At 70.2% G+C, this 12,281-nt stretch carries 14 protein-coding genes; 10 read left to right on the forward strand and 4 right to left on the reverse strand.

The window, feature by feature from the left end; translation table 11 throughout:
• Positions 1–77: 77 nt before the first annotated feature.
• Positions 78–392 carry a hypothetical protein gene (locus B079_RS0110550; protein WP_018545766.1) on the forward strand — a complete coding sequence of 105 codons (315 nt, stop codon included), beginning with the start codon at positions 78–80 and terminating at the stop codon, positions 390–392.
• Between the two features lie 154 nt (positions 393–546).
• Complete coding sequence (locus tag B079_RS0110555) at positions 547–1,644, forward strand: amidohydrolase family protein (protein ID WP_026248557.1); 1,098 nt, start codon at positions 547–549, stop codon at positions 1,642–1,644.
• A gap of 162 nt (positions 1,645–1,806) precedes the next feature.
• On the opposite strand, the gene B079_RS0110560 is transcribed toward B079_RS0110555, so the two are convergent.
• From B079_RS0110560 to B079_RS0110575, 4 genes are all read right to left on the reverse strand, one after another.
• Positions 1,807–2,820 carry a COX15/CtaA family protein gene (locus B079_RS0110560; RefSeq protein WP_026248558.1) on the reverse strand — a complete coding sequence of 338 codons (1,014 nt, stop codon included), beginning with the start codon at positions 2,818–2,820 and terminating at the stop codon, positions 1,807–1,809.
• 85 nt (positions 2,821–2,905) lie between these two features.
• Positions 2,906–3,622 carry an ABC transporter permease gene (locus B079_RS0110565; protein ID WP_051095054.1) on the reverse strand — a complete coding sequence of 239 codons (717 nt, stop codon included), beginning with the start codon at positions 3,620–3,622 and terminating at the stop codon, positions 2,906–2,908.
• Between the two features lie 98 nt (positions 3,623–3,720).
• Positions 3,721–4,644: an ABC transporter ATP-binding protein gene (locus tag B079_RS0110570; RefSeq protein ID WP_078495898.1), complete on the reverse strand. Its 924-nt coding sequence runs from the start codon at positions 4,642–4,644 to the stop codon at positions 3,721–3,723.
• 31 nt (positions 4,645–4,675) lie between these two features.
• Positions 4,676–5,488 (reverse strand): aminoglycoside N(3)-acetyltransferase, encoded by an 813-nt coding sequence (locus B079_RS0110575; protein ID WP_018545771.1) that lies wholly within the window; start codon positions 5,486–5,488, stop codon positions 4,676–4,678.
• A gap of 183 nt (positions 5,489–5,671) precedes the next feature.
• Here B079_RS0110575 and B079_RS0110580 point away from each other — a divergent pair, with 183 nt between their 5' ends.
• Genes B079_RS0110580 through B079_RS0110615 form a run of 8 tightly spaced genes read left to right on the forward strand, consistent with a single transcriptional unit; the run spans position 5,672 to position 12,230 of the window.
• The gene (locus B079_RS0110580; RefSeq protein WP_026248560.1) at positions 5,672–6,406 is read left to right on the forward strand and encodes a helix-turn-helix transcriptional regulator; all 735 of its coding nucleotides are present in this window, start codon (positions 5,672–5,674) and stop codon (positions 6,404–6,406) included.
• Positions 6,403–7,824, forward strand: a complete 1,422-nt coding sequence (sufB, locus tag B079_RS0110585) for a Fe-S cluster assembly protein SufB (protein WP_018545773.1) — start codon at positions 6,403–6,405, stop codon at positions 7,822–7,824. The genes B079_RS0110580 and sufB overlap by 4 nt, the downstream gene beginning before the upstream one ends.
• Positions 7,825–7,881: 57 nt before the next feature.
• Positions 7,882–9,069 carry a Fe-S cluster assembly protein SufD gene (gene sufD / locus B079_RS0110590; protein WP_018545774.1) on the forward strand — a complete coding sequence of 396 codons (1,188 nt, stop codon included), beginning with the start codon at positions 7,882–7,884 and terminating at the stop codon, positions 9,067–9,069.
• The gene (locus tag B079_RS0110595) at positions 9,066–9,392 is read left to right on the forward strand and encodes a non-heme iron oxygenase ferredoxin subunit (protein ID WP_018545775.1); all 327 of its coding nucleotides are present in this window, start codon (positions 9,066–9,068) and stop codon (positions 9,390–9,392) included. Before sufD ends, B079_RS0110595 begins: the two co-directional genes overlap by 4 nt.
• A gap of 7 nt (positions 9,393–9,399) precedes the next feature.
• Positions 9,400–10,164 carry a Fe-S cluster assembly ATPase SufC gene (gene sufC, locus B079_RS0110600; protein ID WP_018545776.1) on the forward strand — a complete coding sequence of 255 codons (765 nt, stop codon included), beginning with the start codon at positions 9,400–9,402 and terminating at the stop codon, positions 10,162–10,164.
• Entirely contained in the window at positions 10,161–11,417 is a 1,257-nt protein-coding gene (locus B079_RS0110605) for a cysteine desulfurase (RefSeq protein ID WP_026248562.1), read from the forward strand. Before sufC ends, B079_RS0110605 begins: the two co-directional genes overlap by 4 nt.
• 16 nt (positions 11,418–11,433) lie before the next feature.
• Positions 11,434–11,901 (forward strand): Fe-S cluster assembly sulfur transfer protein SufU, encoded by a 468-nt coding sequence (gene sufU / locus B079_RS0110610; protein ID WP_018545778.1) that lies wholly within the window; start codon positions 11,434–11,436, stop codon positions 11,899–11,901.
• Positions 11,898–12,230, forward strand: a complete 333-nt coding sequence (locus B079_RS0110615; RefSeq protein ID WP_018545779.1) for a metal-sulfur cluster assembly factor — start codon at positions 11,898–11,900, stop codon at positions 12,228–12,230. The genes sufU and B079_RS0110615 overlap by 4 nt, the downstream gene beginning before the upstream one ends.
• Positions 12,231–12,281: the final 51 nt, after the last annotated feature.

Here is a 12,281-nt window from a genome sequence, read left to right on the forward strand (position 1 = left end):
GTAAGGGAGGGGCGCGTGGTCAAGGCCACGCGCCCCTCCCTTCGCCGTTGCGTCTACCCGTCGGTAGCATCCTGACCATGGCAGACACGGAGCAGGTTGACGCGAAGACCGAGCGCAAGGTGAAGCGCCTCGCCCACGAGATCGGCGCCTTCGCCAAGGCGCACGGCGGGGCCGGGGGCAACGTGGCGTACCTCGGTGAGCGGGGGGCGCGGATCGCCCTCGTCGGCGAGGACGGGGAGTGGGGGAACCTGGTCGCTCCCAGCGTGGAGGCCGGGCTGCGGGCGCTGGAGAGGGCGGGGGTCACCGTGCACGAGGAGTTCGACGGGGAGTTCGCGGCGAAGATTCGTACGAGTGCGTATGAGTGGAAGCGGATGGCTGGTATTCAGGTCTGAGTCCAGCTCGGGGGGTTCCTGTGCGTTGCAGGGTGCGGGTGCGTTGTGGCTTGTCGCGCAGTTCCCCGCGCCCCTTTTAGGTTGGACAGCGCCACCTGTGCTTCAGTCGCGCCGTTAGTGACGGGTAAGGCACTCCGTCCTACGGGAGCTCGGGATGATCGATACGGCGTCGCTCGTGGATCAGCACTGTCATGGGGTGTTGCGGACCGAGTTGGGGCTCGGGACGTTCGAGGCTCAGCTGGGGCGGATGGAGGGGCCGCCCGCGGCGGGGACCACGTTGTTCGACACGCAGACGGGGTTCGCCGTGCGGCGGTGGTGTCCGCCGCTGCTGGGGCTCGAACCGCACTGCGCGCCCGCGCGGTATCTGGCGCGGCGGCGGGAGCTGGGCGTCCTGGAGTCGGGGCGCAGACTGCTGCGGGGGAGCGGGATCACGACCTATCTGGTCGACACCGGGCTGCCCGGGGATCTCACCGGGCCCGACGAGATGGCCGCCGCAGGGGACGCCGAGGCGCGGGAGATCGTCCGCCTCGAGCCGCTGGCCGCGCAGGTCGCGGACACCTCGGGCAGCGTCGGGTCCTTCCTCGCCAACCTGGCCGAGTCGGTGCACGGGGCGGCGGGACACGCCGTCGCCTTCACGACCGGGGCCGGGCTCGCGGACGGTGCCGCGCTCTCGCCCGAGCCGCCCGGACCCGGTGAGGTGCGGGGCGCGGCCTCACGCTGGCTGGCGGTACGGCGGGTGGGGGAGGCGCCGACCGACCCGGTGCTGCTGCGCCAGCTGCTGTGGACCGCCGTAGCCTCCGGGCGCCCGCTCCAGCTGCACGCGGGGCTCGGTGCCCCGGGCGTCCCGGCCGACCCCGGCCCGCTGACCGGCTTCGTACGGGCCACGGCCGGCCTCGGCACGGACCTGGTCCTGCTGCACGGCTACCCGCACCACCGGTACGCGGCCCATCTGGCCGCCGCCCACCCGCACGTCTACGCCGACTCCGGCGCCGCGCTCGTGCGTACCGGCGCCCGCGCGGCCACCGTGCTCGCGGAGATCCTGGAACTGGCCCCCTTCGGCAAGATCCTCTTCTCCAGCGGGGCGCGCTCCCTGCCGGAACTCCACGTCGTCGCCGCCCAGCTCTTCCGCGAGTCCCTGAACCGGGTCCTCGGTACCTGGGTCACCGACGGCGCCTGGTCCCTGGCGGACGCGCGCAGGGTGGCCCGCATGGTGGCGTCGGAGAACGCGCTCAGGGTGTACGGGCTGAGCTGATCCTACGAGCCCCGGTGAATCCTGGGCGCGTGCGGTGACCGGGCGGCGAAAGACTCGTTGGCATCTACGACGTGCGCCGCCGCGGGGGTGTTCCGTACTGGACGTAGCCCACCACCCCATGGAGAAGCACTTTGTCCCCGCAGCGCGCGGCGCACGTCATGGTCAGCCCGACGCCGGTTCCAGCCTCTCGGCGGAGGAGGGCGCCGGGACAACGCATTCGGCGGCCGGGCGTTCCCGGAGCGACAGAAGCACGCGAAGCACCCAGATCCACATCACGGTGGAGCCCAGCATGTGCAGAGCGACCAGTGCTTCCGGGAGATGCGTGAAGTATTGGAGATAGCCCAGAGCTCCCTGGAGCAGCAGCACCACGAACAGCTCGCGGGTGCGGTGCAGCGGGCCCTTCGGGGCGTCGACCGCCTTGAGGACGAACCAGAGCGCGAAGGTCAGCGTGACCACGATCCAGGCGAGCACCGCGTGCAGCTTGGCGATCATCTCCCAGTCGAGCGGGATGCGCGCGACCTCGCTGGAGTCACCGGCGTGCGGACCCGCGCCGGTCACCACCGTGCCGACCGCGATCAGCAGCGCGGACGCGACGACCAGGAACCACACCAGCTGCCGTACCGCCCCGCCGACCAGCGGACGCGGTGCACCGTCGCCCTCCCGGACGCGCTGCCACATCACGGTCGCGACGGTGATCAGCGCGGTGGTGAGCAGGAAGTGCGCGGCGACGGTGTACGGGTTCAGACCGACCAGGACGACGATGCCGCCGAGGACCGCGTTGCCCATGACCACCCAGAACTGGGCCCAGCCGAGCCGCGTCAGGCTCCGCCGCCAGGGCTTGGCCGAACGCGCGGCGATGATCGCCCAGCCGATGGCGGCGCACAGCACGTACGTCAGCATCCGGTTGCCGAACTCGATCGCGCCGTGGAAGCCCATCGCGCGGGTCGTGGTCAGCGAGTCGGCGGTGCAGGTGGGCCAGGTCGGGCAGCCGAGGCCCGAGCTGGTCAGCCGCACCGCGCCGCCGGTGACCACGATGACCACCGCCATCACGAGTGCGGCGAGCGCGGCCCGGCGGACCGTACGGGGGTCCGGGGTCCAGCGCTCGGCGATGAAGGCGAGCGGGTTGCGCAGGGCCGCTGCGGTGTCGGCGGGGGTCAGCTTTGGCACGCGCGTAATAGTAGATGCCCGCTTGTGCACGCTTTCACTAGGGTCTCCGGTACGCCGGTTTCCCGAGGTCAGGCGCCTGGGGGAAGACAAGCCGCTACTCCCAGCGGAAGAACTTCCCCGCCGCCGCGAGCCCCACGACCGCCCACACCGCGAGGATCCCGAGGTCGCCCCAGGGCATTCCGGCGCCGTGCTGGAGGACGTCGCGCAGACCGTCGGAGAGCGCGGAGATCGGCAGCAGCCCGAGGACGTGCTCCCCGGCGGAGCCGAACTTCTCCAGCGGCACGATCACCCCGCCGCCGACGAGCAGCAGCAGGAAGACCAGGTTGGCGGCGGCGAGCGTGGCCTCCGCCTTGAGCGTGCCCGCCATCAGCAGGCCGAGCCCGGAGAAGGCGGCCGTGCCGAGGACCAGCAGGAGCAGGACCGCGGCCGGGTTGCCGTGCGGGGACCAGCCGAGCGCGAAGGCGATGACCGTCAGCAGGATCACCTGCAGCACCTCGGTGACCAGCACGGAGGCGGTCTTCGCGGTCATCAGGGCCCAGCGCGGCAGGGGCGAGGCGGCGAGCCGCTTCAGGACGCCGTAGCGGCGCTCGAAGCCGGTCGCGATGGCCTGGCCGGTGAACGCGGTGGACATGACGGCCAGGGCCAGGATGCCCGGGGCCAGGAAGTTCACGGCCTTGCCGGGGCCGGTGTCCGTGATGTCGACCGAGCTGAAGAGCACGAGCAGCAGGGTCGGGATGATGACGGTCAGCAGCAGCTGTTCGCCGTTGCGCAGCAGCATCCGCGTCTCCAGCGCGGCCTGCGCGGTGATCATGCGGGCCAGCGGCGCGGCTCCGGGCTTCGGGGCGTAGCGGCCCGGGGCGGTGGTGCCCGAGGCGGTGGTGCCCGGGGCGGTCGTGTCCGAGGGGATGGTCACGAGCGCAGCTCCTTGCCGGTCAGCTCCAGGAATACGTCCTCCAGGGTGTGCCGCTCGACCGAGATCCGGTCCGGCATCACACCGTGCTGCGCGCACCACGAGGTGACCGTGGCGAGCAGCTGGGGGTCTATCTTGCCGGTGACCCGGTAGGTGCCCGGGGTCAGCTCGGCGGCCGTGCAGTCGGCGGGCAGCGCCTTGAGCAGCGCGGCGAGGTCGAGCCCGGGACGGCCGGTGAAGCGCAGGGTGTTCTCGGCGCCGCCGCGGCACAGCTCCTCGGGGGAGCCCTGGGCGATGACCCGGCCGCCGTCGATGATCGCGACGTCGTCGGCCAGCTGCTCGGCCTCGTCCATGTGGTGCGTGGTGAGGACGACCGAGACGCCGTCGGTGCGCAGGTCGCGCACCAGGTCCCAGGTGGCGCGGCGGGCCTGCGGGTCGAGTCCGGCGGTGGGCTCGTCCAGGAACACCAGCTCGGGGCGGCCGACGACGGCCATGGCGAGCGCGAGCCGCTGCTGCTGGCCGCCGGACAGCCGCCGGTAGCTGGTCCGGCCGCAGGAGCCGAGCCCGAGGCGTTCGATCAGCGCGGCCACGTCCAGCGGGTGGGCGTGCAGCCTGGCGACATGGCGCAGCATCTCGTCGGCGCGGGCGCCGGAGTAGACGCCGCCGGACTGGAGCATCACCCCGATCCGGGGCCGCAGCTCGGCGGACTGCCGCACGGGGTCGAGCCCCAGGACGCGCACCGTGCCGGAGTCCGGCTTCCGGTATCCCTCGCAGGTCTCGACGGTGGTCGTCTTCCCGGCGCCGTTGGGACCGAGCACGGCGGTCACGCCCGCCCCGGCCTCCAGGTCGAGGCCGTTCACCGCGGTCTTCTGGCCGTACCGCTTCACCAGGGCCTGGACCTGGACCACGGGCTCACTTCGCATGACCCCAGAGTCTAGGGAGCCGCGCGGACACTCAGGCGCGGGGGTCGGAGAAGTCCTCCTCCCGGGGCCGGTGCACCGGCAGCCAGCGCTCGGCGTACGACACGGCGTCCGCCAGCGGGAACAGCCGGGCCTCGGCGGCGCCGACCCGGCCGCGTACGACAGGGCGGTCCCGCTCGAAGTCGTGGCCCAGCTCCTCGAACCCCTCGTCGGAGATCGACACCTCGGTCACCGTCTCCCAGCCCCCGGGCCCGGGGCGCCCCACCGGGACCAGCGGCGCGGGTACGCGGTATTCGGCCAGGTGGAACGCGGTGCAGGAGTCGTACCCGGCGCCGAGCAGCAGCACCCGCGCGCCCAGCTTCTCCAGCCGGGCCAGCGGGCTGCGCTCGCCGAGGCGGCAGTCGGGGGCGTGGTCCTCGGTGATCTCGGCGGCGCGGGGGCCGAGGGCGGTGAAGGAGGTGTGCGGGTGGGAGCTGCGCAGGGCGCCGGGCCAGGTACGGACGGTCTCCGGGATCACGCCGACCCCGCGCGAGGGCGTGGTCCGGGGGTCGTAGGCGGGCATGGTGGCCCGGACGCGCTCCCACCACTCCTCGGGCACCGGGGGATCGCGCCACAGGGCCGGGTCGGAGAGGTCGGCGGAGTGGGCCGGGACGGTCAGGGTGCCCGTCGGGCCGAGGGCGTCGAGGAGGCCCTGGACGACGGCGACGGCGCCGCCGTTCACCCAGCCGAGGGAACTCAGCGAGGAGTGGACGAGGAGGGTTTCGCCGGGTTCGACACCCAGTTCGCGCAGCCGTGCGGAGATCGTTTCGCGGGTGATCAGCGGGCCGTTCGGGAGGGGTTTCGGCATGCTCGGAGTGTGTCGGGCGGGGGTGCCGGGCGCCAGCGCTTTTACCTGGTGAGGGGGGTCGCCCAGGGTGATCCGGAGATCGTTTCCGCAGGTCAGGTTAGGTGTGCCTAAGTGACGCAGGGCACCGTCCACCCGGCGGGGCCCGGCTTGTCAGGCTCTGAAGAATTACGCAACAATGGCGTTGTGAAAAACGTCGGCGAGGCTCGGGAGGCCCCCATGGGTAGCCCGCAGGAGGAACTGGCGACCGGTGAGCGTTCGACGCGCAACCGGGTCGCGCGGTCCATCCTGGATCACGGCCCGTCCACCGTCGCCGAGCTGGCCGGACGGCTGGGACTGACCCAGGCCGCCGTCCGCAGGCACCTGGACGCGCTGGCCGCCGACGACGTCGTGGAGGCACGCGAGCAGCGGGTGTACGGCGCCCGTACGCGCGGCCGACCCGCCAAGGTGTTCGCCCTGACCCCCTGCGGCCGGGACGCCTTCGACCAGTCCTACGACCAGCTCGCTGTGGACGCCCTGCGCTGGATCGCCGAGCGCGAGGGCGGGGACGAGGCGGTCGCCGCCTTCGCCCGCGCCCGGATCGCCGCCCAGGCGGACGGCTACCGCAAGGCCGTCGAGGGGGTCGCCCCCGAGCACCGCGCCGAAGCGCTGGCCAAGGCCTTGACCGCGGACGGGTACGCTGCTACAGCGCGCAGCGCACCGGTCGGCGAGCAGCTGTGCCAGCACCACTGCCCGGTCGCCCACGTCGCCGAACAGTTCCCCCAGCTGTGCGAGGCGGAGACGGAGTTCTTCGCCGAGCTGCTGGGAACCCACGTCCAGCGACTGGCGACCATCGCGCACGGCGACGGCGTCTGCACGACGTTCATCCCCAAGACCATCACCGACGCACCTGCAAGCACGGCCGGGAGGAACCCCGCATGACTCTCCCCACGGAGACTGCCCACCCCGAACTCGAGGGTCTGGGCAAGTACGAATACGGCTGGGCCGACTCCGACGTGGCCGGTGCCGCAGCGAAGCGTGGCCTGAACGAGGCCGTCGTCCGTGACATCTCGGACAAGAAGTCCGAGCCGGAGTGGATGACGAAGCTGCGGCTCAAGGGCCTGAAGCTGTTCGAGAAGAAGCCCATGCCCAACTGGGGCTCGGACCTCTCGGGCATCGACTTCGACAACATCAAGTACTTCGTGCGCTCCACGGAGAAGCAGGCGGAGTCCTGGGAGGACCTGCCCGAGGACATCAAGAACACCTACGACAAGCTCGGCATCCCGGAGGCGGAGAAGCAGCGCCTGGTCGCCGGTGTCGCCGCGCAGTACGAGTCGGAGGTCGTCTACCACCAGATCCGCGAGGACCTGGAGGAGCAGGGCGTCATCTTCCTGGACACCGACACCGCGCTCCGTGAGCACCCCGAGCTGTTCAAGGAGTACTTCGGCACGGTCATCCCGGTGGGCGACAACAAGTTCGCCTCGCTGAACACGGCCGTGTGGTCCGGCGGCTCCTTCATCTACGTGCCGAAGGGCGTGCACGTGGAGATCCCGCTCCAGGCCTACTTCCGTATCAACACGGAGAACATGGGCCAGTTCGAGCGGACCCTGATCATCGTCGACGAGGGTGCCTACGTGCACTACGTCGAGGGCTGCACGGCCCCGATCTACAAGTCGGACTCGCTGCACAGCGCCGTCGTCGAGATCATCGTCAAGAAGAACGCCCGCTGCCGCTACACGACCATCCAGAACTGGTCGAACAACGTCTACAACCTGGTCACCAAGCGCGCCGTGGCGTACGAGGGCGCGACCATGGAGTGGATCGACGGCAACATCGGCTCCAAGGTGACGATGAAGTACCCGGCCGTCTACCTGATGGGCGAGCACGCCAAGGGCGAGACCCTCTCCATCGCCTTCGCGGGCGAGGGCCAGCACCAGGACGCGGGCGCCAAGATGGTCCACATGGCGCCGAACACGTCGTCCAACATCGTCTCCAAGTCGGTGGCGCGCGGCGGCGGCCGTACCTCCTACCGCGGTCTCATCGAGATCGGCGAGGGCGCGGCCGGATCGAAGTCGAACGTGCTGTGCGACGCGCTGCTGGTCGACACCATCTCCCGCTCGGACACCTACCCCTACGTGGACGTCCGCGAGGACGACGTGTCCATGGGCCACGAGGCCACCGTCTCCAAGGTCTCCGAGGACCAGCTCTTCTACCTGATGAGCCGCGGTCTCTCCGAGTTCGAGGCGATGGCGATGATCGTGCGCGGCTTCGTCGAGCCCATCGCCAAGGAGCTGCCGATGGAGTACGCGCTGGAGCTCAACCGGCTGATCGAGCTGCAGATGGAGGGCGCGGTCGGTTAAGACCGCCCCCACCCCAGGCAGCCGCCCCAACCCAGGAAAGAGAGCACTACGACAGCCATGGCAGCTGAGCCCCAGAACATCCCCGTGGGGTCGACCACCGCGGGCTCGATCGCGGTCGCCGCGGAGTCGACCGTCGTCTCGCGCATGAGCGCGGCCCCCTCCTTCGACGTGACGGACTTCCCCGTCCCGCACGGCCGCGAGGAGGAGTGGCGGTTCACCCCGCTGGAGCGCCTGCGCGGTCTGCACGACGGCACCGCCGTCGCCACCGGCGAGGGCGTGAAGGTCGCCGTCGAGGCGCCCGCGGGCGTCACGGTCGAGACCGTCGGCCGCGACGACGCCCGGATCGGCAAGGCGGGCACCCCCGTGGACCGCGTCGCCGCCCAGGCGTACTCCGCCTTCGAGCAGGCGTCGGTCGTCACCGTCGCGAAGGACACCGTCCTCACCGAGCCGATCCGCATCGCGGTGCACGGCGAGGGCGGCACCGCCTTCGGCCACCAGGTGATCGAGCTGGGTGCCTTCGCCGAGGCCGTCGTGGTCATCGACCACACCGGTGACACGGTGCTCGCCGCCAACGTGGACTTCGTCCTCGGTGACGGTGCCAAGCTGACCGTCGTCTCCGTCCAGGACTGGGACGACAAGGCCGTGCACGTCTCCCAGCACAACGCGCTGATCGGCCGGGACGCCTCCTTCAAGTCCGTGGTCGTCACCTTCGGCGGCGACGTGGTCCGCCTCCATCCGCGCGTCGAGTACGCGGGCCCCGGCGGCGAGGCCGAGCTGTTCGGCCTGTACTTCACCGACGCGGGCCAGCACCAGGAGCACCGCCTCCTGGTCACCCACAACACCCCGCACTGCAAGTCCAACGTCGTCTACAAGGGCGCGCTCCAGGGCGACAACGCGCACGCGGTGTGGATCGGTGACGTGCTCATCGAGGCCAAGGCCGAGGGCACCGACACCTACGAGATGAACCGCAACCTGGTCCTCACCGACGGCTCGCGCGTCGACTCGGTGCCGAACCTGGAGATCGAGACCGGCGAGATCGTCGGCGCCGGACACGCCTCCGCCACCGGCCGCTTCGACGACGAGCAGCTGTTCTACCTGATGGCCCGCGGCATCCCGGAGCACGAGGCCCGCCGTCTCGTGGTCCGCGGCTTCTTCGCCGAACTGGTCCAGCAGATCGGTGTCACCGACATCGAGGAGCGCCTGCTCGCCAAGATCGAGGAGGAGCTGGAGGCGTCGGTCGCATGACCACCAGCAGCTTCGTACGCGCCTGCGGGCTGAGCGAGCTGTCGGAGGACACCCCCAAGCGGGTGGAACTCGACGGCACGCCGGTCTCGGTCGTGAAGACCGAGGGCGAGGTGTACGCGATCTACGACATCTGCTCGCACGCGAACGTCTCCCTCTCGGAGGGCGAGGTGGAGGACGGCCAGATCGAGTGCTGGCTGCACGGCTCGTGCTTCGACCTCCGCACCGGCAAGCCGTCCGGCCCGCCCGCGACGCGCCCCGTCCCCGTATACCCCGTAAAGATCGAAGGGGACGACGTGCTCGTCTCCCTCTCCCAGGAGTCCTGAGGCACCCATGGCAACGCTTGAAATCCGAGACCTGCACGTCACCGTCGAGGCCGACAACGCCACGAAGGAGATCCTCAAGGGCGTCGACCTCACCGTGAAGCAGGGCGAGACGCACGCCATCATGGGCCCCAACGGCTCCGGCAAGTCGACCCTCGCCTACTCGCTCGCGGGTCACCCGAAGTACACGATCACCGGCGGCACCGTCACCCTCGACGGCGAGGACGTCCTCGAGATGTCCGTCGACGAGCGCGCCCGCGCCGGTCTCTTCCTCGCCATGCAGTACCCGGTCGAGGTCCCCGGCGTCTCCGTCTCCAACTTCCTGCGCACCTCCGCCACCGCCATCCGCGGCGAGGCCCCCAAGCTGCGCACCTGGGTGAAGGAGGTCAAGGAGACCATGGAGCGCCTTCACATGGACCCCTCCTTCGCCGAGCGCAACGTCAACGAGGGCTTCTCCGGCGGTGAGAAGAAGCGCCACGAGATCCTTCAGCTCGAACTGCTCAAGCCGCACATCGCGATCCTGGACGAGACCGACTCCGGCCTCGACGTGGACGCGCTGCGCATCGTCTCCGAGGGCGTCAACCGCGTCCGCGAGACCGGCGAGACCGGCACCCTGCTGATCACGCACTACACGCGCATCCTGCGGTACATCAAGCCCGACTTCGTCCACGTCTTCGCCGGTGGCCGCATCGTCGAGTCCGGCGGTCCAGAGCTGGCCGACAAGCTGGAGAACGAGGGCTACGAGGCTTACACGAAGGGTGGCGTAACCGCGTGATTCAGTTGCCGGGCCTCCTCGACACAGAGACGATCCGCAAGGACTTCCCCATCCTGGACCGCCAGGTCCACGACGGGAAGAAGCTCGTATACCTGGACAACGCGGCGACCTCGCAGAAGCCGCGCCAGGTGCTGGACGCCTTGAGCGAGTACTACGAGCGGTACAACGCCAACGTCCACCGCGGCGTGCACGTGCTCGCCGAGGAGGCCACGGCGCTGTACGAGGGCGCGCGGGACAAGGTCGCGTCGTTCATCAACGCGCCCAGCCGCGACGAGGTGATCTTCACCAAGAACGCCTCCGAATCCCTCAACCTCGTGGCCAACATGCTCGGCTGGGCCGACGAGCCCTACCGGGTGGACCACGAGACCGAGATCGTCATCACGGAGATGGAGCACCACTCCAACATCGTGCCGTGGCAGCTGCTCGCGCAGCGCACCGGCGCGAAGCTGAAGTGGTTCGGCCTCACCGACGACGGCCGGCTCGACCTGTCCAACATCGACGAGATCATCACCGAGAAGACGAAGATCGTCTCCTTCGTGCTGGTCTCCAACATCCTGGGCACGGTCAACCCGGTCGAGGCGATCGTGCGCCGCGCCCAGGAGGTCGGCGCGCTGGTCTGCATCGACGCCTCGCAGGCCGCGCCGCACATGCCGCTGGACGTCCAGGCGCTCGGCGCCGACTTCGTGGCCTTCACCGGCCACAAGATGTGCGGCCCGACCGGCATCGGCGTGCTCTGGGGCCGCCAGGAACTCCTGGAGGACCTGCCCCCGTTCCTCGGCGGCGGCGAGATGATCGAGACCGTCTCGATGCACTCCTCGACGTACGCCCCGGCGCCGCACAAGTTCGAGGCGGGCACCCCGCCGATCGCCCAGGCGGTCGGTCTCGGTGCCGCGATCGACTACCTCAACTCGATCGGCATGGACAAGGTCCTCGCCCACGAGCACGCGCTCACCGAGTACGCGGTGAAGCGGCTCGGCGAGGTCCCCGACCTGCGGATCATCGGCCCCTCCACGGCCGAGGACCGGGGCGCGGCGATCTCCTTCACGCTGGGCGACATCCACCCGCACGACGTGGGCCAGGTCCTCGACGAGCAGGGCATCGCCGTGCGCGTCGGCCACCACTGCGCGCGGCCGGTCTGCCTGCGGTACGGAATTCCGGCGACCACCCGGGCGTCGTTCTACCTGTACTCCACGCCCGCCGAGATCGACGCACTGGTCGAGGGGCTGGAGCACGTACGGAACTTCTTCGGCTGACGGGACGAGCGATCGCATGAAGCTGGACTCCATGTACCAGGAAGTCATCCTGGACCACTACAAGAATCCGCACGGGCGTGGCCTCAGGGACGGCGACGCCGAGGTGCACCATGTGAACCCGACCTGCGGCGACGAGATCACCCTCCGGGTGAAGTACGACGGCACCAAGATCGCCGACGTGTCGTACGAGGGGCAGGGCTGTTCCATCAGCCAGGCCTCCGCCTCCGTGCTCAACGAACTGCTGGTGGGCAAGGACCTGCCCGAGGCGCAGAAGATCCAGGAGACCTTCCTGGAGCTGATGCAGTCCAAGGGCCGGATCGAGCCCGACGACGCGATGGAGGAGGTGCTGGAGGACGCGGTCGCGTTCGCCGGTGTCTCCAAGTACCCGGCCCGCGTCAAGTGCGCCCTCCTGAGCTGGATGGCGTGGAAGGACGCGACGGCCCAGGCGCTGGGTGGCGCCGAAGCCGAAAGGAAGACGGCATGACCGACACCGCTGAGATGAAACCGGCCTCGGAGGACGAACTCCGCGAGGCCCTGTACGACGTCGTCGACCCCGAGCTGGGCATCGACGTCGTCAACCTCGGCCTGATCTACGGCATCCACATCGACGACTCCAACGTCGCGACGCTGGACATGACCCTGACCTCCGCGGCCTGCCCGCTCACGGACGTCATCGAGGAGCAGGCCAAGTCCGCCACGGACGGCCTGGTCAACGAGCTGCGCATCAACTGGGTCTGGATGCCGCCGTGGGGCCCCGACAAGATCACCGACGAGGGCCGCGAGCAGCTGCGGGCCCTCGGGTTCAACGTCTGAGGTCCCCTCGGATCCTGTTGTGAGCGAGGCGGCGGCGCCTTCGGGTGCCGC

The organism is Streptomyces sp. LaPpAH-108 (assembly GCF_000373625.1).
Classification (GTDB): Bacteria; Actinomycetota; Actinomycetes; order Streptomycetales; family Streptomycetaceae; genus Streptomyces.

Excerpts from the sequence above, each read along its gene's own strand:
- B079_RS0110570 (WP_078495898.1), bottom strand. The coding sequence starts at position 4,644 with ATGCGAAGTGAGCCCGTGGTCCAGGTCCAGGCCCTGGTGAAGCGGTAC.
- B079_RS0110550 (WP_018545766.1), top strand. The coding sequence starts at position 78 with ATGGCAGACACGGAGCAGGTTGACGCGAAGACCGAGCGCAAGGTGAAG.
- B079_RS0110575 (WP_018545771.1), bottom strand. The coding sequence starts at position 5,488 with ATGCCGAAACCCCTCCCGAACGGCCCGCTGATCACCCGCGAAACGATC.
- sufD (WP_018545774.1), top strand. The coding sequence starts at position 7,882 with ATGGCAGCTGAGCCCCAGAACATCCCCGTGGGGTCGACCACCGCGGGC.
- sufB (WP_018545773.1), top strand. The coding sequence starts at position 6,403 with ATGACTCTCCCCACGGAGACTGCCCACCCCGAACTCGAGGGTCTGGGC.
- sufC (WP_018545776.1), top strand. The coding sequence starts at position 9,400 with ATGGCAACGCTTGAAATCCGAGACCTGCACGTCACCGTCGAGGCCGAC.
- B079_RS0110615 (WP_018545779.1), top strand. The coding sequence starts at position 11,898 with ATGACCGACACCGCTGAGATGAAACCGGCCTCGGAGGACGAACTCCGC.
- B079_RS0110565 (WP_051095054.1), bottom strand. The coding sequence starts at position 3,622 with ATGATCACCGCGCAGGCCGCGCTGGAGACGCGGATGCTGCTGCGCAAC.
- B079_RS0110555 (WP_026248557.1), top strand. The coding sequence starts at position 547 with ATGATCGATACGGCGTCGCTCGTGGATCAGCACTGTCATGGGGTGTTG.
- sufU (WP_018545778.1), top strand. The coding sequence starts at position 11,434 with ATGAAGCTGGACTCCATGTACCAGGAAGTCATCCTGGACCACTACAAG.
- B079_RS0110595 (WP_018545775.1), top strand. The coding sequence starts at position 9,066 with ATGACCACCAGCAGCTTCGTACGCGCCTGCGGGCTGAGCGAGCTGTCG.